Source organism: Actinacidiphila sp. DG2A-62 (genome assembly GCF_035825295.1).
Lineage (GTDB): Bacteria > Actinomycetota > Actinomycetes > Streptomycetales > Streptomycetaceae > Actinacidiphila.
In genome coordinates, this window is record NZ_JAYMGI010000002.1 from 2418263 (window position 1) to 2437244 (window position 18982).

28 protein-coding genes are annotated in these 18982 nt (G+C 71.2%); all 28 read left to right on the forward strand.

Annotation, left to right across the window (positions count from 1 at the left end):
* Nucleotides 1–204, forward strand: a complete 204-nt coding sequence (locus VSR01_RS10640) for a hypothetical protein (protein WP_326449012.1) — start codon at nucleotides 1–3, stop codon at nucleotides 202–204.
* Nucleotides 201–641, forward strand: a complete 441-nt coding sequence (locus VSR01_RS10645; RefSeq protein ID WP_326449013.1) for a hypothetical protein — start codon at nucleotides 201–203, stop codon at nucleotides 639–641. The genes VSR01_RS10640 and VSR01_RS10645 overlap by 4 nt, the downstream gene beginning before the upstream one ends.
* A 39-nt stretch (nucleotides 642–680) precedes the next feature.
* Entirely contained in the window at nucleotides 681–1130 is a 450-nt protein-coding gene (locus tag VSR01_RS10650) for a hypothetical protein (RefSeq protein ID WP_326449014.1), read from the forward strand.
* Between the two features lie 906 nt (nucleotides 1131–2036).
* Entirely contained in the window at nucleotides 2037–2267 is a 231-nt protein-coding gene (locus tag VSR01_RS10655; RefSeq protein ID WP_326449015.1) for a hypothetical protein, read from the forward strand.
* A gap of 16 nt (nucleotides 2268–2283) precedes the next feature.
* Complete coding sequence (locus VSR01_RS10660) at nucleotides 2284–2484, forward strand: hypothetical protein (protein ID WP_326449016.1); 201 nt, start codon at nucleotides 2284–2286, stop codon at nucleotides 2482–2484.
* A 120-nt stretch (nucleotides 2485–2604) separates the two neighbouring features.
* Nucleotides 2605–3417, forward strand: coding sequence for a hypothetical protein (locus VSR01_RS10665; RefSeq protein WP_326449017.1), 813 nt, complete (start codon nucleotides 2605–2607; stop codon nucleotides 3415–3417).
* A gap of 346 nt (nucleotides 3418–3763) precedes the next feature.
* On the forward strand, nucleotides 3764–3901 hold the full coding sequence (locus VSR01_RS10670; protein WP_326449018.1) for a hypothetical protein: 138 nt from the start codon (nucleotides 3764–3766) through the stop codon (nucleotides 3899–3901).
* 68 nt (nucleotides 3902–3969) lie between these two features.
* Nucleotides 3970–4635 carry a hypothetical protein gene (locus VSR01_RS10675; RefSeq protein ID WP_326449019.1) on the forward strand — a complete coding sequence of 222 codons (666 nt, stop codon included), beginning with the start codon at nucleotides 3970–3972 and terminating at the stop codon, nucleotides 4633–4635.
* A complete protein-coding gene (locus VSR01_RS10680; RefSeq protein WP_326449020.1) occupies nucleotides 4632–4982 on the forward strand; it encodes a hypothetical protein in 351 nt (116 codons plus the stop codon). Before VSR01_RS10675 ends, VSR01_RS10680 begins: the two co-directional genes overlap by 4 nt.
* Complete coding sequence (locus VSR01_RS10685; RefSeq protein ID WP_326449021.1) at nucleotides 4982–6685, forward strand: tyrosine-type recombinase/integrase; 1704 nt, start codon at nucleotides 4982–4984, stop codon at nucleotides 6683–6685. The genes VSR01_RS10680 and VSR01_RS10685 overlap by 1 nt, the downstream gene beginning before the upstream one ends.
* 183 nt (nucleotides 6686–6868) lie before the next feature.
* Nucleotides 6869–7120 carry a hypothetical protein gene (locus tag VSR01_RS10690; RefSeq protein WP_326449022.1) on the forward strand — a complete coding sequence of 84 codons (252 nt, stop codon included), beginning with the start codon at nucleotides 6869–6871 and terminating at the stop codon, nucleotides 7118–7120.
* 3 nt (nucleotides 7121–7123) lie between these two features.
* Complete coding sequence (locus VSR01_RS10695) at nucleotides 7124–7456, forward strand: hypothetical protein (protein ID WP_326449023.1); 333 nt, start codon at nucleotides 7124–7126, stop codon at nucleotides 7454–7456.
* Between the two features lie 53 nt (nucleotides 7457–7509).
* Nucleotides 7510–8028 carry a hypothetical protein gene (locus VSR01_RS10700; RefSeq protein WP_326449024.1) on the forward strand — a complete coding sequence of 173 codons (519 nt, stop codon included), beginning with the start codon at nucleotides 7510–7512 and terminating at the stop codon, nucleotides 8026–8028.
* Nucleotides 8025–9341 carry a phage terminase large subunit gene (locus VSR01_RS10705; protein ID WP_326449025.1) on the forward strand — a complete coding sequence of 439 codons (1317 nt, stop codon included), beginning with the start codon at nucleotides 8025–8027 and terminating at the stop codon, nucleotides 9339–9341. The genes VSR01_RS10700 and VSR01_RS10705 overlap by 4 nt, the downstream gene beginning before the upstream one ends.
* A gap of 127 nt (nucleotides 9342–9468) precedes the next feature.
* A complete protein-coding gene (locus tag VSR01_RS10710) occupies nucleotides 9469–9636 on the forward strand; it encodes a hypothetical protein (protein WP_326449026.1) in 168 nt (55 codons plus the stop codon).
* Between the two features lie 13 nt (nucleotides 9637–9649).
* A complete protein-coding gene (locus VSR01_RS10715) occupies nucleotides 9650–11251 on the forward strand; it encodes a phage portal protein (RefSeq protein WP_326449027.1) in 1602 nt (533 codons plus the stop codon).
* Nucleotides 11251–12003, forward strand: coding sequence for a head maturation protease, ClpP-related (locus VSR01_RS10720; protein WP_326449028.1), 753 nt, complete (start codon nucleotides 11251–11253; stop codon nucleotides 12001–12003). The genes VSR01_RS10715 and VSR01_RS10720 overlap by 1 nt, the downstream gene beginning before the upstream one ends.
* Nucleotides 11994–12563 (forward strand): hypothetical protein, encoded by a 570-nt coding sequence (locus VSR01_RS10725; protein WP_326449029.1) that lies wholly within the window; start codon nucleotides 11994–11996, stop codon nucleotides 12561–12563. Before VSR01_RS10720 ends, VSR01_RS10725 begins: the two co-directional genes overlap by 10 nt.
* A gap of 11 nt (nucleotides 12564–12574) precedes the next feature.
* Nucleotides 12575–13966 (forward strand): phage major capsid protein, encoded by a 1392-nt coding sequence (locus VSR01_RS10730; RefSeq protein ID WP_326449030.1) that lies wholly within the window; start codon nucleotides 12575–12577, stop codon nucleotides 13964–13966.
* Nucleotides 13967–14005: 39 nt separating this feature from the next.
* On the forward strand, nucleotides 14006–14515 hold the full coding sequence (locus tag VSR01_RS10735; RefSeq protein WP_326449031.1) for a hypothetical protein: 510 nt from the start codon (nucleotides 14006–14008) through the stop codon (nucleotides 14513–14515).
* A gap of 16 nt (nucleotides 14516–14531) precedes the next feature.
* Nucleotides 14532–14975 (forward strand): hypothetical protein, encoded by a 444-nt coding sequence (locus VSR01_RS10740; protein ID WP_326449032.1) that lies wholly within the window; start codon nucleotides 14532–14534, stop codon nucleotides 14973–14975.
* Nucleotides 14976–15014: 39 nt separating this feature from the next.
* Nucleotides 15015–16082: a hypothetical protein gene (locus VSR01_RS10745; RefSeq protein ID WP_326449033.1), complete on the forward strand. Its 1068-nt coding sequence runs from the start codon at nucleotides 15015–15017 to the stop codon at nucleotides 16080–16082.
* Complete coding sequence (locus VSR01_RS10750; protein WP_326449034.1) at nucleotides 16079–16477, forward strand: hypothetical protein; 399 nt, start codon at nucleotides 16079–16081, stop codon at nucleotides 16475–16477. Before VSR01_RS10745 ends, VSR01_RS10750 begins: the two co-directional genes overlap by 4 nt.
* Nucleotides 16478–16482: 5 nt before the next feature.
* A complete protein-coding gene (locus VSR01_RS10755) occupies nucleotides 16483–16941 on the forward strand; it encodes a hypothetical protein (RefSeq protein WP_326449035.1) in 459 nt (152 codons plus the stop codon).
* On the forward strand, nucleotides 16938–17684 hold the full coding sequence (locus tag VSR01_RS10760; protein WP_326449036.1) for a hypothetical protein: 747 nt from the start codon (nucleotides 16938–16940) through the stop codon (nucleotides 17682–17684). Before VSR01_RS10755 ends, VSR01_RS10760 begins: the two co-directional genes overlap by 4 nt.
* The gene (locus VSR01_RS10765; RefSeq protein WP_326449037.1) at nucleotides 17684–18118 is read left to right on the forward strand and encodes a hypothetical protein; all 435 of its coding nucleotides are present in this window, start codon (nucleotides 17684–17686) and stop codon (nucleotides 18116–18118) included. Before VSR01_RS10760 ends, VSR01_RS10765 begins: the two co-directional genes overlap by 1 nt.
* 3 nt (nucleotides 18119–18121) lie before the next feature.
* Nucleotides 18122–18529 carry a hypothetical protein gene (locus VSR01_RS10770; protein ID WP_326449038.1) on the forward strand — a complete coding sequence of 136 codons (408 nt, stop codon included), beginning with the start codon at nucleotides 18122–18124 and terminating at the stop codon, nucleotides 18527–18529.
* Nucleotides 18530–18568: 39 nt separating this feature from the next.
* Entirely contained in the window at nucleotides 18569–18964 is a 396-nt protein-coding gene (locus VSR01_RS10775; RefSeq protein WP_326449039.1) for a hypothetical protein, read from the forward strand.
* Nucleotides 18965–18982 lie beyond the last annotated feature (18 nt).

Here is an 18982-nt window from a genome sequence, read left to right on the forward strand (position 1 = left end):
ATGATCCGGCTGCTCCTGCCCGCCGCAGACGACGTCGCCGAGCTCGTCGACGCCCTGCTGACCGCCGCCGAGGCCTGCGAGCACCACGCGCCGGACCTCGCCGCCCGCCGCCGAGCCCTCGCCGACCAGCTCGGCGACGCGCTCGACCACCTCCCCCGCCCCATCCCGATGCCCGACCCCGGAGAGGACCACGACACCCAGTGAGCACCGACCGCCCGTACACCGACGCCGACCTCCGCGCCGCCGCCATGGACCAGCACGCCGCCGCGCTCCGCGACCCCGACTTCACCGGCATCGGCGAGCAGCTGCAGGGCCGCTACGTCCACTTCGAGGTCGTGGACCAGGACCACGGCGACATGATGCCGCCGCCCGGTACGCCCCGCTGGGACGAGCTCCCGGAGGACGACTTCGCCGCAGCCCAGCGCGCCATCGATGACCTGCTCGCCAAGGCCGCCCCCATCTCCGAGTGGGCGATCAACCTCGGCGCCGACGGCCTGGAGCCCAGCTCCAACGTGCTCGGCATCGAGGCCGGAGACACCCCCATCGTCCGCGTCCACATGGCGTTCCACCCCGACATGGACCAGGCAGCCCGGAACGAGTTCGCCATGCAGCTCGGCGCCGCCATGCGCGACATCCACTGACCACCCGCCAGCGCACCACCACCCGGAAGGACAGCGCACATGCCCAAGCTCGCCAAGGACGCCCGCGTCACCGCCAAGCTCGACTCGGCCGCCGAACACCTCGACGTCGCCCTCACCACCGCGCAGAAGCGCGAGCTGTTCGAGAACCCCGGCAAGGTCGCCTTCGCCATCGTCCAGCTCCAGTCCACCGCCTACACCGGCCACGCCGACTCCGAAGGCAAGGACCCCCAGGTCAAGCTCCGCATCACCCAGGCCGGCGTCGCCCTGGACGAGGACGAGGCCGCGTCCCTCGCCGAGGCGGCCCGCGCGATGTACCGGCGGCGCCGCATGGACGGGACGTTGGACGAGGTCGGCGCGGGCCCCCACGGCGCTGGCGCGATCCTCTCGGCGGACTTCGCGGGCTACCCGTCGGAGGAGGAGTTCCAGCGCCACGAGGAGGCCAAGGCCAAGCGGGCCCGCGAGCACGAACGCGCCGCGCACCTCCGCTGACCCGCGCGGGCCCGCGGCGCCTTCCCCCGCCGCGGACCCGGCCCGCACGACCACACCCCGACTGAACCGCCGGAGAGCCTCCCTTGAGCAGCAGCCCCGACCGCGACCGCGGCGTCCAGACCGTCCGCAACGCGTGGATCAACCGCGTGCGGGACGAAGCGCTGCGCTGCCGCCGGCCAGAGGTCTGCAAGGCCTTCCACATCGGCTTCATCCTCGCCAGCTTCGCCGACGCCGACGGCAGCAACATCTTCGTCGGCCAGGACACCGTCGCCGCGATCGCCGGATGCACCGACGAGACCGTCAGCCGCTGCCTCAAGCTCCTGGTCGCCGTCGGCCTCTTGGACAAGCGGCGCCGCCCGAACAAGACAGCCGTCTACCAGCTGCTGATCCCCACCCAGCGCCCGGACTGGGAGCTGTGGGCGCACCTGTACACCGACACGAGGCAGGCCCGCCGCAAGGCCGCGCTCAAGCAGAAGGAGATCGCGGAGCAGCTGGCCGCGCGCGCCACGGACACCGTTCCGCACCGGAGTCCGGAACCCGTTCCCGCCGGGGGTTCCGGAACCCGTTCTGCAACGGGTTCCGAGCGATCCGGAAACCGTTCTGGAACGGGGTCGGACACCGTTCTGCAACGGGTTCCGGAACCCGTTCCCGCCGGGGGGACCAGTCCAGACCTACCTCCGGTAGGGACCCAGAGAGCTACCAGGAGATGGCTGAGCCCCTACCTCAGCCACAGGTGGGTGGCACCGCGACACCGCAGCAACATCCATCTCCAGGCCAGCAGCCGAACAGCGACCCCGGCTTCGCCCCCACCCGCTGCACCTCCTGCGGCGACCCGATGGTCCACCGACCCGGCCGCTCCAACGTCCACGCCCACTGCGCGAAGAACGCCTCGCCCGGAGCCGCGTGATGCCCGACCCCACCGACGACGACATCACCGCCCTCCGCCGCGACGGCGACCTCAGCCAGTACCTCCGCGGCCTCATCCGACCGACCCGCACGACCGTGGCCACCGCCGATGACCGCGCCTTCGGACCCCGCCACCAGCCCGGCGCCTGGCCCGCCGGCACCCACCCGCCCACCTCCGCGATCTGCCACCCCGACTGCGGATGCGCCCTCACCAAGCCGCCCACCACCTGACCCGGAGACCACGCCCATGCCCGCCACACCCTGCCCCGGCCCCTGCACCAGCACCCGCGCCGCCGGCCACCTCCTCTGCCAGACCTGCTGGCACGAGCTCCCCGAATCCACCCGCCGCAAGCTCGGCAAGCGCGGCGCCGTCGGCATGAAGCGCGTGCGATCCCTCCACGACCAGCTCCGCGCCGGCAAGGCCCTCCGGGACATCCGCATCGACTGAACGCCCCGTACGGCTCTCTCCGCCCCGAACACCCGCACGGACGAGCCGAGCCCCACACACGCCCTTGATCACCCGCCAGCCGCCCCCACAGCCCCGACACGAGCCCACAGAGAGATCACCATGGACACCCAGCCCGACCCGGTTCCGGACCCGGCCGCGCGCCTACAGGCCGCCGCAACCCACCTCCGCCACCTCCTCGCGGCCATCGCCACCATCGCCGACCGGCACCCCACCCTCATCATCGTCGACGGCGTCACCGAGGCGATGACCATGCTCGGAGGGGAACTCAAGGAGAACTCCGACATCGCCCGCTTCGGCCGCACCCTGCTGCGGCCCCTCGCCGACACCGGCGCCGCCGTCGTCCCCCTGGACCACGTCGTGAAGAACAGCGAGTCCCGCGGCCGCTACTCCCTCGGTGGCGTCCACAAGCTCAACGCTGTCGACGGCGTGCAGTACATGCTCGAGGCGGTCCGTCCGTTCGGCATCAACACCGAGGGCCGCAGCCGGCTGCGCATCGCCAAGGACCGCCCGGCGCAGATCCGCCGCCACGCCCTGCCCGGCGGGCGCTCCAGCACGATGCACTGGTTCGCCGACCTCGTCATCCGCTCCGAGGGCGACACGTTCGCCGAGGCCCGTCTGTACCCGCCGATCGAGCGCACCGACAACCCCGAGCCCGCGGTGACGTCGGAAGAGAAGAAGGCGGAGCAGGAGGAGCAGGCGATCCGGGACCGGGAGGAAGCGGTCCTGAAGGTCCTGAAGTCCGCGCTGGAGCCGCTGACGACGAACAACCTCGCGGAGCTGATCCCGGGCCGCGCGAGCGTCACCCGCAGGGCCGTCACGCGCCTCGTGCACGCCGGGAAGGTCGTCGCGGAGAGGGGTGCCCGCGGGGCCGCGCTGCACCACCTCCCGGAGCCGAAGGAGGGCGAGAAGTGACCGCGTCCCGGACCGCGTCCCGCCGAGCGGCTGACCGCGTCCCGACTGCGTCCCGATCCTTCATGATCGCGGACGCGGTCACGGCATCCCCGCAGGTCAGCGCCCTGCCGACTGCGTCCCCGATCTTGAAACGACCGCGTCCCGACCTGACGACCCATCACGGGACGCAGTCACACCCCCTCCCACCTGCACAGATCCGAGAAGTTGACCGCGTCCCGACTGCGTCCCGGACGCGGTGGGACGCGGTCACGACGACTGCGTCCCGCGTCCCCCTCCCTATAGGGGACGCGGACGCTGTCGGACGCAGACCACCACCCATGCCCCACCACCTGAACGGAGACCGACCGTGACCGACCAGCCCACCACCCACCCCCAACCCCACCTCGACCACAACGGCCGCTGCATGTGCGACGACCCCTGCTGCCTCGACCCCCACACCGACGACTGCATCTGCCCCGACTGCACCTGCCCGCCCGGACCCTGAGCCCGGCTACGGGCCACCCGCCACCCCGCCCCGCCCGAACACCACCCCACCAGAACTGGAGAGCCGGCATGTCCGACACAGCCATCCGCTACGGCTATACCCTCACCAGCCTCGACGGCCTCGCCCGCGCCGTCGTCTCCAACAACCGCGCCTGGTGGCCCGCGGGCGACCGTGACGACCTGTATGCCGCCGCCTGGCACGGCATCGTCGAACACCTCTACACCGCCGATACCGAACCCCATCGGCACGACCTGATGGAAGCCGGCCGGCAGGCCCTGGCCCGCGACGTGAAGGACAACCTGCGCCACCACGGTGCACGCCGCGACGGCACCAACAACGGCCTCAAATACGCCATGTACTGGCATTGGGCCGGCCGCGCCACCCCCAGCCCCGAGCCGGGCATCGTCGAACGCGTCGCCCTCGCACAGATCCTGCCCACGCTCACCCCGGGCCAGCTCGCTGCGGTGCACGCCCTCGCCGCCACCGGCGACTACGCCGAGGCCGCCCGAATCACCGGTAGCCCGACCGGTCTGAAGTCGCAGCTCATGAAGGGGCGCCGCCGCTTCCGTGAGCTGTGGCACGAAGGTGAGACCCCGTCGAAGTCGTGGGGCGCTGATCGGCGCGCCGGCTCAACCGCCGCAGATCTGAGCAGCGGCGAATCCGCCCTCAACCGCATGCGACGCCGGCACCGCGCAGCCGACGCTGTCCCGGTCGAAGGGCAGGCCAGCCGATGACCGAGACGACCACCGAGATGACCGTCGAGGCGGTGTTGCCGCCGCTCCTCGCCGACATCCTGCACGGCCTCGTCCCCCTCCACCTCGCCCGCCTGACCACAGCCTCCGACCACGACCGGCACGTCCTGGCCGAACGCTACGCGGACGGTATCGCCGCGGGCGCCGACCGCCTCACCGCGCCCGGCAACTTCCAGGACCGTCATGAGCGCAGCGAAGCCCTGACCGCGCTCGCCGGCGGCCTCGCACTCGGAGCCCTGACCCCCGGTGGCGTCACGTTCGCCGGACACCACTGGTGCACCGCCCCCCACCCCGACTGCCCGACCACCCGCACGAAGGAGACGCGCTGATGGCTGCGCCCCGCGAACTCGACCTGACCGTCACCCTCGACGCCGCTTGGCAGGCATGGGCCACGTACCTGTACGCGCGCGTGACGGCGGACGTGATGAGCCCCGGCACTGTCCGCGGCTACCTCTCCTACGCCCGCAAGGCCGTCGACCACCTCGGCCCGCAGCGGACCTGCGACAGCGTCGAAGCCGACGAGATCGACGCCTGGGTCGGCACCTACCGGGCCCGTGGCTGCGGCACGGCCACGCTGCGCTTCTGCCACAAGGGCATCGGCGGCCTCCTCGCCTACGCTGACACGCGCCGCTGGCTGCGCGAGAACCCGATGCGCGACGTTGCCCGCATCCCCCTCACCACCAAGGCCCCCGGCTCTGAGCGGGCCGCGCTGACCGGGCCCGAGCGAGACGCGATGATCGCCGCGGCCCGCGCCGGGCACGGCACGCCGGGCCGCGGGAGCGTCTCCGAATGGGCGCGCGACGAGGCCGTCGTCCGCCTCGCTGCGGAGTCGGGCCTGCGCAACGCCGACATCTGCAACCTCGACCTCGCCGACGTGGAACGGCTGCCCAGCGGGGACTGGGTGGTGCAGATCCGCCGCGGCAAGGGCCGCAAGGCGCGTACCACGCCGGTCACCGACGCCTGCGCGCGCCTCCTCCTCGCCTACGTCGCCGATCACCGGCCCCCCTCCGCCGACACACCCGACCGTCGTGACAAGCACGGCGGCCTCCGCAAGGGTGACCGCGACGCGCTGCTGCTGACCGGCAGGGGGCACCGGCTGCAGGCGACGACTGTGTGCCGGATCGTTGACCGCCTCGCGCAGGCCGCGCTCGGGCGACACTACGTCCCGCACGGCCTGCGGCACACCGCCGGCACCCTCCTGATGCGGGAAGCGAAAGCCGACGTGGCGACCGTCGCGCACGTGCTGGGCCACTCCGACATCTCGGTGACCTCCCGCTACCTCGACACCAGCGCCGACGAGGCCGCCGCCGCCATCAACCGCCGGCGCGCGGGCAGCCGGTCCCGCGGGCCGAAAGAGCTGCCGCCGGGGCCGGCGGAGGGGCGGTGGCCGGAGTGCGGCACCCGCGAGGGATGGAACCGGCACCGCAGGGAGAAGACACCCACGTGCGGGCCGTGCCGCATGTGGAACCGGCGCCAGAAGGAAGCGCGCGAGCAGCGCCTCGCCCTCATGCCAAAGCGGGCCCACGGCACCGTCGAGGGCTACCGGGACTGGCGCTGCCGGTGCGAGCAGTGCTGCCAGGCCGTCCGGCCGAAGGTCAGCCTGACCAAGCGGGAAGCGCCCGCCCAGGCGTCTCTCGGGGTGCTCGCCGCGCGGCGTCGTGATCAGCGGGCCGAGCAGGGCGTGCGGTCCCGGGGGATCTGTCCTGGATGCGGCGAGCGGCGCGCACTGGCCCTGGCCACGGGCACGATGCGGCGGCACGGCGAACACGTCCACGGACATGGCGGCGCCACCCGCATCGTCTGGGCCATCCCCGGCGAGCACGACCCCGACCTGCCCTGCATGCACTGCGTCGACGGCCACCCCGCCCCGACCAGCCGCCCGTGGGGCGTCCGCGTCAGCCCGCAGTACCGGCCCGACGGCAGGCCGGACCACCTGATCGTCCAGCCGTCGGGCGGCGGCCACGTGGCCAACGAGGACGCGACGTGGCTGTGGCAATTGATCCGGGCGGCGAGCGGCGCTCGGGATGAGTAGCCCGTCCAGCGCACCCCGCGGCGAGCACCCCGGCCGCCCCGGCGCCAACTGGGAGACGCAGCTGCACCGGTACGAGGTCATCGTTCCGGAGGACGGCGACGAGAGCCCCTTCGGCTGGACCCAGCCACCACGCCCCAACCGCGCCACCCGACGCTCAGCAGCACGAGCAGCACGGAGAAACCGATGACCAACCCCGCCGACCGGCACCGCGTGCTCCGCACCGCCCTCACCGCCGCGATCCGCCTCACCGGCATCGTCAGCCGCGGCCACACCGCACTCCGCGCCCGCCCCGGCAACCCCGCGAGCCGGCCGCTGATCACGTGGTGCGGCGCATCCATGCCCGACGCGGGCGGCGAGCCGATCGGGCCATGCATACTGCGCGCCGACCATGACGGGCCAGTGCACCAAGCCGCCATGCCGGTCAAGGAGGGCTGACCGGTGGCCTTCCCCCAGCTCCACCCCGTCGAGCGGCGCGGCGAACTCCGCTGCGGCTCCGTACCCGCTGCCGGCGCACAGGGATGCACCGCACCAGCCACCTGGCACGTCGCCTGGCGACTGGAGCCAAAGGCGGACTTCTCCCTGTTCTGCGACCGACACATGACCCAAGCGCGGCAGGAACTCGTGTACGCCGACCGGCACGCGGCTGAGATCAACTGCGACATGCCCGGCACCGGCTGGCTGCTGACGGACCCGTCCCGGTGCGTGCCAGTCGATACGGACGAGACCGCGACGGGCTACACCCGCGTCGACGAACACCCCGACCCAGACTGATACCCGTCGGGTATCAGACCGTGCGACGATCAACCAGCAGGAAGGAGGCCACCATGACGGACGACCAGCCCAGCGACGGGCCCCCGCCGCCCGCACCCGAAGTCCGCGACGGCAACGGACGACCCATCCGAACCCCCGAGCAAGTCGAACGCGACGCCTGGTCCGCCGCACAACGCGCCCTCGGCAGAACCTACCGAGACATCGCCGCCGACCTCGGCGTCAGCGTCAGCAGCGCCCACGAGGCAGTCCGCCGCGCCTACCGCGACATCGCCGAACCCCTCGCCGGACCCGCCCGCACTGCCGAGCTTGCGCTGCTCGAAGCCACCCGCGACGCCGCGCTCGGCGTCATGGCGCGCCGGCACGTCACCGTGTCCAACGGCAAGGTCATCTACCTCGAAGGGGCCAGCGAGCCCCTGGAGGACGACGGGCCGATCCTCCAGGCCGCGCAGACCGTCGCCCGCATCTCCGCGACGATCCACGACCTCATGGGCTGGAAGGCACCCGCAAAGGTCCAGCTGTCCGGAGACGTGCGGTACGAGATCGTCGGCGTGAACACGGACGCCCTGTCGTGACCACGCCCACGCTGGTGCGCCGCTACCAGCCCCGCGGGTCCGCGCTGGAGGTGTTCCACCGGCGCGAGCCCGAGGTGCTCATGTCCGGCCCGGCAGGCACCGGCAAGTCCCGTGCCTGTCTGGAGAAGATCCACGCGATGTGCCTGAAGAACCCCGGCCTCAAGGCGCTCGCAGTACGCAAGACCGGCCGCAGCCTCGCCAGCACGGGCCTGGTGACGTACCGGGAGCACGTCGCGAAGGAGAGCCTGGCGGCCGGTCACGTGCGCTGGTTCGGCGGCAGCCAACAGGAGCCGCCCGGCTACCGCTACACCAATGGAAGCTTTCTGGCGGTGGGCGGCATGGACGACCCCACCAAGATCATGTCGTCCGAGTACGACATCGTCTTCGCCCAGGAGGCCACCGAGCTGACCACCACCGACTGGGAGTCCATCACCACCCGGCTCCGAAACGGCCGCGTCTCTTTCCAGCAGCTCATCGCCGACTGCAACCCCAACGTTCCCACACACTGGCTCAAGGCCAGGTGCGACCGCGGGCAGACCGTGATGCTGCACTGCTCCCACAAGGACAACCCGCGCCTGTGGAACGGCGAGGCGTGGACGGAGGAGGGCGAGGCGTACATCGCCAAGCTGAAGGCGCTGACGGGGGTGCGCTACCAGCGGCTGTACCGGGGGAAGTGGGTGGCCGCCGAGGGGATCATCTACGAGCGGTGGGACCCCGCGGTGCACGTGATCCCCAGATTCGAGATCCCGGCCGACTGGACCAGGTGGTGGTCGGTGGACTTCGGGTACACCAACCCGTTCGTCCTCCAGTGCTGGGCGGAGGACCCTGACGGGCGGCTCTACCTCTACCGGGAGATCTACAAGACCCGCACCCTCGTCGAGGACCACGCGAAGCGCATCCTGCGCGAAGTCACGAAGTGCGTGACCTGCTGCAAGACGCGCTCCCGCGGCAGCCACGACTGCTGGTCCTGCGAGAAGTGCGAGCGTGAGTGGACCGAGCCGAGGCCGAGGGCCGTCGTGTGCGATCACGACGCCGAGGACCGCGCCACCCTGGAGAAGCACCTCGGCTTGTCGACGGTGCCGGCGGACAAGCGGGTGAAGGTGGGCATCGAGGCTGTGCAGACCCGCACGAAGACCGCGGGCGACGGCCGGCCGCGCGTCTTCATCCTGGCCGACAGCGTGCTGGAGCGGGACAACTTGCTCGACGAGGCGAAGAAGCCGTGCTCCACCGAGGAGGAGGTCCCCGGGTACGTGTGGGACCCGGGCCGGCGGCCGCCCGCGCGAGGGAGGCGCCGCCGAAGGAGCAGCCGCTGAAGGAGAACGACCACGGGTGCGACGGCATGAGGTACATCGTGGCTGAGCGGGATCTCGGCGGCCGCCCGCGTATCCGGACCCTGTGACCTGACCGGTTCACGCCGCCATCAGCTGACGAGGAGTCATCGTGAAGATCCGCACACCCCGCCTGCCGAAGAATTTTCTGTCATGGACCATCTTGACAGGAGGATTTACACTTATCGCAGCAGGGTTCGGGATTATCTTCGGCATGGGCGTCGGGCTCATCGTCGCAGGGACCTCCGTCCTGGTGATGCACACGGTGGCGCGCAGCTAGGAGGAGGGGGCCCATGGGCACAAGCCTGCTGGACCCCCTCCGCGCGCTCCGCAACGCCACCCCACCCGTCCCGTACGCCCTGCGCGGCCCCCGCTGGGGCATCACCGGCCAACACGCCAGCCCCGCCAGCCAGGAAGCACAAATGCGCGCCCAGGGCGGCAACGGCACCCTGTACGCCATCGTCGACCGGATCATCACCACCTACGCGCAGGTCACCTGGCACCTGTACCGCACCGCACCGTCCGGTAAGAGGGAAGACCGCGTCGAGGTCACCCAGCACGCCGCGCTCGACCTGCTCAATTCCCCCAACGACTTCATGCTCGGCGAGGCGTTCCGGGAGACGACACAGCAGCACGAGGAGCTGACCGGCGAACAGTGGTGGGTGATCGTCAAGAGCGCCCTCGCGTCGTGGCCGCTGGAGCTGTGGCCCGTGCGCCCCGACCGCATGAGGCCGGTCGCCCACCCCACGAAGTACCTGACCGGGTACGAGTACGTCGGCCCGTCCGGGGAGGTCATCCCGCTCGCCCTGGACGAGGTGATCTTCCAGCGGCGCCCCAATCCTATGGACCCGTACCGCGGGCTCGGGCCGGTGCAGACGATCCTCGTCGACCTGGACTCCGCCCGCTTCGGCCGCGAGTGGAACCGCGCGTTCTTCGCCAACTCTGCGGAGCCGGGCGGCGTGCTGCAGGTCGACCGGCGCCTGGACGACGACGAATTCGACGAGCTGAGAGCCCGCTGGGCAGAGCAGCACCGCGGCGTCTCGGCAGCACACCGCGTGGCGATCCTGGAGAACGGCGTCACCTGGCAAGATCGCAAATACACCAACCGCGATATGCAGTTCGTGGAGCTGTCCCAGGTCGGCCGCGAGATCATCCGCGAGGCGTTCGGCTTCCCCAAGCCCGCCTTGGGCGCGACCGACGACGTCAACAGGGCCAACGCCGACGCCGCCGAGCTGTTCCTCGCGCGCTGGCTCGTCGTGCCCCGCCTCGTGCGCCACCGCGCCCTGTGGAACCACCGCATCCTCCCCATGTACGGCACCGCTGGCGCCGGCCTGGAGTTCGACTTCGACAGCCCCGTGCCCGACGACGAGATCACCGAGACCGAGGCGCTCGTCAACCGCTCCCAGGCCGCGCAGCTCCTCGTAGAAGCCGGCGCGTTCGGCCCCGAGGTCCTGGCCGCAGTCGGCCTGCCCGCCATGTCGTTCGGCGCCCCCGACGCCGACCCGGACCGGGCGCTCCTCGTCGACCTCGTCAAGGGCGCTCCGACGCTGGCACCGATGATCCTGCCGATGCTCGGCTTCGACATCCCCGAGCAGTGGCGGAACGGCGTGCCCGGCGGCCCGCAGGCATCTGCCCCGGCCGCCAGGAGGGTCGGCGCTCCGACCGCGCTCCCCGCCGGACCCGACCCCGAAGCCGCGCTGCGCTGGGTCGCGGTGTCCGAACACGACGACGACGTGTGCCAGCCGTGCGCCGACAACGACGGCCACCTCTACCGCAACCGCGCCGAGGCGTACAAGGACTACCCCGGCGGCTCCGGCTACATCCACTGCGTCGGCGCCCAGTACGGCAACGCGTGCCGCTGCAAGGTCGTCAAGCGCGGCAAGGAGGACTCCTGATGCCCTGGATCGACGTGCCCCAGGTACCGGGGGCACAGCGCGCCGCGAAGGCCCGCGCACGCGCCCACGACGCCAAGGGCCGCAGCTGGTACAGCATCCGCAACGCGACCTCCCCGGACGAGGCGGAGCTGCTGCTGTACGACGAGATCGGCGGCTGGTGGGGCGCGACCGCCGAGGACTTCATCGCCGACCTTCAGCAGGTGACCTCCCCGAACCTGCGGGTGCGCGTCAACAGCCCGGGCGGCAGCGTGTTCGAGGGCATCGCGATCGCCAACGCGATCCGCAACCACCCGGCGACCGTCACCGTGCAGGTCGACGCCCTCGCCGCCTCGATCGCCTCGGTCATCGCAATGGCCGGTGACACCCTCGTCATGTCCCCGAACAGCATGCTGATGATCCACGACGCGTCCGGGATCTGCATGGGCGACGCCGCGGAGATGACGCAGATGGCCGCGGTCCTCGACGCCATCAGCGACAACATCGCCGGCGCTTACGCCGCGAAGGCCGGCGGCACCGTCGAGGACTGGCGGGCCGCAATGAAGGCGGAGTCCTGGTATAAGGCGCAGGACGCCGTCGACGCGGGCCTGGCCGACGAGGCACTGCCCGCCAGCGCGGCCCCGAGCGGCGACGAGCCGGAGATGCGCGCCCGCTTCGACCTCAGCGCATACGGCTACGCCGGGCCGCCGCAGCCCAAGCCCGAGCCGCCGACCGGCCGCACGGAGCCGGCCCGGCCACGGCACCGGTGGCACTGACCGTCGACATCGCACATCTCCTCGGTGAGGAGGCCACGGCCCGTCTGCGCGCGGCGGTCACTGCGCCCCCGGTGGCCGACACCGCGTCCGCCGTGCACCACACCGCGACCACCGACGCCGCGTGGGACGGGCCGGCCGCGGTCGCCGCGATGCCGAACGAGGAGACAGTGCTGCGGTACTGCCACGCCTGGTTCGACCCGGAGGGCGACCCCGACGCCAAGGCGTCCTACCGGTTCCCGCACCACAAGACCAAGGGCGGCCCCGCCAACTTGGCGGCATGCCGCAACGGTCTGGCCCGCCTGGAGGGCAGCAACATCCCCGACAGCGACAAGCCGGGAGTGCGCAAGCACCTGCAGGCCCACCTCGACGACGCCGACAAGGCCAGCAACGCGTCCGGTCACGGCGACGACACGATGCCCACCGCCGCCGTCGAGACGGAGCCCGTGGCCGACGACTGGGCCGCGGCCACCGCTCACCTCACCGCGCCCGCCCCCGACACGTGGGCGGACGCCATCGCACACCTCACGACCCCGGCCGCGCCCGCGGCGACGGACGCCTGAAGGAGGCACCCGTGGCACCCACACTGACCGTCCCGCGCAACAACGCCGAGCTGGCTGAGATGCTGGCCGACCCGGCGCAGCGCGCGGAGATCCTGAAGTCCCCCGAGATCCTGACCACGTTCGTCCAGAACTACGCCGACAAGCACCAGGGCGACGGCTCCGACCTCCAGAAGCAGGTCGAGGACCTCGCGACCAAGGCGTTCGCCGCGTTTCTGAAGGACGCCGGCGTCGAGGACCTCAAGCGCCCGGACGTGCGCAAGGCCATGCCGGACCCGTACGCCGCGGTGGCGTCCAAGAGTGCCCGGGCGCAGGGGCTGTTCAACCGCAAGGCGCTGGGCGCGCAGGTCGACTCTCTCTTCGACAGCTCGGGCGAGTACTTCAACACGATCTGGCGGTCGAACCCGGCCAAGCACACCGCGGACGTGCAGGAGAAGCTGGAAAAGCTCCGCAACTTCAGCTCCGACATCCCGTCCGACGGCGGGTTCCTGATCCCGGAGACGCTGCGCAGCGAGCTGCTGTCGGTGGCGCTGGAGACCGCGATCGTCCGCTCGCTGGCGCGGGTGGTGCCGATGGAGACGCTGCGGGTGCCGTTCCCCGCGATCGACTCCACCAGCAACGTCTCCTCGGTGTACGGCGGCATCACCGGCTTCTGGACGCCCGAGGGCGGCAAGATGACCGGCAGCAAGCCGCGGTTCAGCCGGGTCGTCCTGGACGCGAAGAAGCTCACCGCGTACACCGAGGTGCCGTCCGAGCTGCTCATGGACAGCCTCATCTCGCTGACCATGTTCATCGACCAGATGTTCCCCGAGGCGCTCGCGTTCTTCGAGGACATCGCCTTCCTCACCGGCACCGGGGTCGGCGAGCCGCTCGGCGCGCTGAACGGTAAGGCCGCGGTGACCGTCGCCCGCACCATCGCCGGGGCGATCGGCTTCGACGACATCGTCACGATGTTCTCGCGGATGCTGCCGCAGTCGATGAAGCGCGCGGTGTGGGTGGCAAGCATCAACACGCTGCCGCAGCTGGCCGCGATGCGGATCGTGCAGCAGAACGTGGCCGGCACGGAGAACGTCGGCGTGGCCAGCCCCGCCGTGTGGCTGAACAACGGCCAGGTCATCGACGGGCCGCCCATGACCATCATGGGCCGCCCGGTCATCTTCACCGAGAAGGTGCCGGCCCTGGGCAGCGCGGGTGACCTCAGCCTGATCGACTTCGGGTTCTACCTCGTCGGTGACCGTCAGGTCATGCAGGCCCGCCAGAGCGACGACTTCAAGTTCGACACCGACGAGGTCGCCTTCCGGATCATCGAGCGCGTCGACGGCCGGCCGTGGCTGCAGTCCGCGCTCACGCCGCACAACGGTAGCGACCCCCTGTCCCCGATCGTCAAGCTCGGCGACGCCGCCTGAGCCCGGCCAGACCCACCCACCCACGAGCAGGAGGAAATCATGGAAGGTCTGGGAAGGCTCTTCAATCTCGCGATCGGCGCCGCACCCGTCGACCTGTCGACCGCGGCGGTCACCGGCAAGCGCGTCTCCCTGCAGCACGCGTCCGGCATCACCTTCCTGGTGTTCAAGGGCGCGGGCACCGCCGGGGACGACCCCACGATCACGCTGCAGCAGCACACCGCCGCCTCCGGCGGCACCAGCAGCAACCTGGTCGCGATCGACCACTACTACCTCAAGGACGCCGCCACGCTGGCCGGCACCGAGCAGTGGGTGGAGAAGACCCAGGCGCTCGCCGCGACCATCGCCGACCCTGGCGGCGCGGGCACGTCCGCGGAGCACCAGCAGCTGCTCGCGATCGAGGTCAACGCGACCGCCCTGTCCGACGGCTACACCCACGTGTCGCTGAACATCGCCGACGTGGGTGCCAACGCGCAGCTGGGCGCGGTCCTGTACGTGCTGCACGACCTGACGGTGCAGCGTGCCCCGGACGCCCTCGCGGCGACGCTCTGACCAGGGGGTGGGGTCGGTGCTGAGGATCTGCCAGGACTGCACGGCCGCCTATGCGGTCGGTGTCCCGCTGTGCCCGCACTGCGGGTCGGAGCGAGCGGTCGACGAGGGCACCGACCCCTACCGAGGAGACACCATGCCGAAGATCAACGCCGCGGGTGAGGCGACGTATGCCGCCGACGTGCGCGATGCCGTGCTCGGTGAGGAGCGGTCCGACGCCGGCGGCTACGACGAGGACGCCGAGCCGCTGGGCCCGGCGCCCGGGATGGAGGAGCCATCTCCTGGTACCAGCTCTCCGACACCTACCGGGAAGCGGCCGACCTCCGGCGAGACGAGCTCGACCGGCCGCCCCAGGCGTGCCCGCACGACGGGGAGCCGCTCGAAGAAGACCCCCGCGGGGGACTCGTCTGCCGCTTCGACGGATACCGCTGGCCCCGTGACGGACGGCTCTGACCCAGCCTGACCGAACCATCCGACTGAGCCCTGAGAGGAGGTGACACAGGTGATCGACTACACCGAGCCCTGGTATGCGACGCGCGAACAGGTCCGGGACGCGCTGGACTTCAAGGTCACTGCGCGCGCTGACGCCCGCATCGACCGGGCCCTTGCGGCGGCCAGCCGCGCCGTCGACGCCCTGTGTCACCGCCGCTTCTACCCCGTCGTCGACACCCGTTCCTGGGATTGGCCCAACGGCCAGTACGCGGCCGCCTGGCGGCTGTATCTCGACGACTCCGAATTGATCGAGCTGACCGGCCTGGTCGCCGGCGGTGTCACCATCCCGACCGATGCCGTGATCCTGCAGCCCAACCGCAGCGGCCCCCCGTACCGGTGGCTCGAAGTGGATCTGTCCACCTCCTACGCCCTGCAGGCCGGGGACACTGAGCAGAACGCGATCGTCCCGACCGGGTTGTGGGGCTACCGCAACACGGAGAGCCCGGCGGCGACTGCGGCCGGCGCCATCGACTCCGCGGCCACGACCCTCACCGTCTCCGACGCTTCTGCGGTGGGCGTCGGCAGCGTGCTGCGCGTCGGCGGCGAACGACTCCTCGTCGTCGGCCGCAGCATGGCTGACACCGGTCTCACTCTCCAGCAGGACGTGCAGGCGTCCGCAGCCGCGGTCGTCCTGAACGTCGGCGACGGCGCAGCGGTCCACGAGGGCGAGGTGCTGCTCCTGGACGGTGAGCGCGTTCAGGTCGTCGACACCGCGGGCACGAATGCGGTCGTCCACCGGCAGTGGGACGGGTCGCCGCTGGCCGCCCACGCCGCAGGCACCCCCGTGTACGCTCAGCGGGCCCTGCAGGTGACCCGGGGCGCGCTGGGCACCACTGCGTCGGTGATCGCCGACGGCGCGGCGTTGATGCGGTGGGATCCGCCGGAGCTGGTTCAGACGCTGACGATTGCGGAGGCGGTCACCACGCTGTCGCAGGAGCCGGCCGGGTACGCGCGGGTTGCCCGGGGCGCCTCGGGTGCGTCCGGATCGGCGGCCCGGCCAGCTCAGCCGACGATCAGCGACATTCGGGATCAGTGCTACGCCGCGCACGGCCGCACGGCCCGCACAAGGGCGGTGTGACCGTGGCGGACGAGGTGCAGGTGATCGCGACGGGGCCGCTGTTCGACGGACGCGCCGCCCGGGCCGCCCGGGCGTACTGCGACGACGTCCGCGACGAGATCGCTGCCCGCGGTGAGGACCTGGTGCTGGCGAAGCTCGGCATGGTTCTGCGGCACCCGACGGGCTACTACGAGAGCCAGATCTCGACCGAGCCGGCCGGGGCCGATACCTCGGTCGTCGGCGACGGCGGTGTGGTCTACGGGCCGTGGCTGGAGGGCACCGGCTCCCGGAATACTCCGATCACGCGGTTCGCCGGGTACGGGCACTGGCGGGCAGCGAAGGAGAAGCTCGCGGGTGAGGCCCCGGAGATCGCCGACCGGCTGCTGCGCGTGCGGTACCTGCCGGAGATGAGGTGACCGCCGTGGCCTTGGACGTGAACGCTCTGTTGGACAAGGCGATCTCGCACGCTGGTGCGTCGGGCCTGTTCGAGCAGGTCAATGGGCACGAGCCGGAGAATCCGCCCTCATCGGGGGGCCTGACGTGCGCGGTGTGGGTTTCGGACCTGGTGCCGATCCGGTCCTCCGGCATGCGGTCGACGAGCGTGCGGCTGGAGTTGTCGGTGCGGATCTACACCAGCGCAGTCTCCGAGCCGCTGGACGCGATCGACCCGGCCGTGGTGGGTGCGGTGGACGTGCTGTTCGCCGCGTATATCGGCGACTTCACCCTCGGCTCAACCGTGCGGCAGGTCGACGTGTTCGGGGCGTACGGCAGCCCGCTGCGGGCCCGCCCAGGCTACCTGACCGTCAACGACGTGGTGTTCCGCGTCATGACCATCACCCTGCCGCTGATCGTCGACGACCTGTGGGAGCAGACGCCATGAGCAAGCAGTCCGGTCTCGGCGACCGGTTCCTGATCGACGGCCACAACCTGTCCGGCGACATCAACTCCCCGGCCCTGGCCGGCGGCCCCGCTGCACTCGTGGTGACCGGCGTCGACAAGGGCGCTCCGGAACGCATCGGGGGCGTCCGCGACGGCAGTCTCGGATGGACGGCCTTCTTCAACCCCGGTGAGGAGGCCGACGCCGCGCACGCCGTCCTGTCCGCCCTGCCCCAAGCCGACGTGCACTGCATGTACCTGCACACCGTCACCCTGGGCCGACCGGCCGCGTGCCTGGTCGCCAAGCAGATCGGGTACGACGGCAACCGCGGCGACGACGGGGCCTTCACGTTCGCCGTCCAGGCGCAGGCCAACGGGTACGGCCTGGAGTGGGGAGTGCAACTCACCCCTGGGATGCGCACCGACACCGCGGCGACCGACGGCGACAGCGTCGATCTCACCGCGGCTGGTGCGTTCGGTCTGCAGGCGTATCTCCAGGTGCTCGCTGTCACCGGCACCAGCGTGACGGTCAAGCTGCAGCAGTCCAGTGACAACGGCGTAGCGGACGCGTGGGCGGACGTCACCGGCGGCGCATTCGCCGCGGCCACCGAGCCGGGCGTGCAGCGGCTGCAGACCGCGCGGGGGCAGGCCGTGGAGCGGTACCTGCGCGCGGTCACCACCGGGACGTTCACCGAGGCCGTGTTCGCGGTCGTCGTCGCCCGCAACGAGGTCGAGACGGAGTTCTGATGGTCGAGCCGTTCCGTATCGAACCGGCGCTGCCGCCGGCCGCGTTCCAGACCTACGCGATCACCCGACGCCGCGACACCAGCGTGGCCGCCGCCTGCGAGCAGGTCGGGTGCGCAGCGTGGCTACACGGCTGGGAGTCCACGGTCGACGAGGGCACAGAGCTGGGCCGCCAGCAGGCCGCGTACATCCGTACCCAGTCGCGGCGCACGTTCCGCGAGCAGCGCACCGCGGCGGGCCTGACCGTGTTCCGGTTCGAGTCCGGGCAGCGGTGCTTCGCCGAGCACCGCACCGCGCCGGAGTTCTACCGGGTCCGTGGCGGCGACCACCGCGGTAACCCGAGCGGGTTCACCCGCACGCACACCCGGGCGGCGGACTGGGTGGAGGACTGCGGCGAGCACCTGCAGCGCGTCGCCGACGACAGGAAGAGGGGATAGGCCATGGCCAAGGAGAGCGGCCTCGGGTGGACGACGTGCAGCGTGGACGACGCGTCGGGCACCGCGAAGGCGATCATCAACGACTGCACGAACTTGCAGTTCGCGACGCCGAGGGCGACGCAGGACACCACGGGTCTGGACAAGTCGGCGATGGAGCGGCTTCTGCTCCTGGCGGATTTCTCCGTGACGCTGAACGGCGTCTTCAACGACGCCACGGGCCAGTCCCATGACGTGTTCAAGACCGTGTCGTCGACGAGCGTGCCGCGGACGCTGACGCTGGCGGTGTCCGGGCAGACCCTCGCAAACGAGTGCCTGTTCACCGACTACCCGCTCACCCGCGCCGACAGCGGCGAGTTCACGTGGGCGGTGCCGGGTGTCCTGTCGGACGGCACGGTTCCCACCTGGTCCTGACCGGCAGCTGCGCCGGCCCCCTATTCGAGGAGTCGCGGAATGGGATTCGTACCGAAGAAGAAGACATACACCCTGGATTTCAGCGGGACGGAATTCGCCGGACTGGAGATCACCGTCAACGATATGACGACTGACGAGCTGATTTCCATGCCCGACGCCGCCACCCATGAATCGCTGGTGAAAGCGTTCGCCGGGCAGCTCGTGTCGTGGAACATCGAAAGCGAGGACGGCACACCGGTCCAACCGACACCCGCCAACGTGCTGACTCTCGACCGGTCCTTGAACAAGGTCATCGTGGAACGGTGGCTCGACGCACTCAACGGAGTCGACGCCCCTTTGCAGCCCGGCTCGCCCAGTGGCGGGCCGTCCCCGGCGGTCACCATTCCGATGGAACCCCTGTCCGGCCCCCAGCCGAATACGAGCGAGCCAGCCTGATCCTCGCCCTGTGCGACC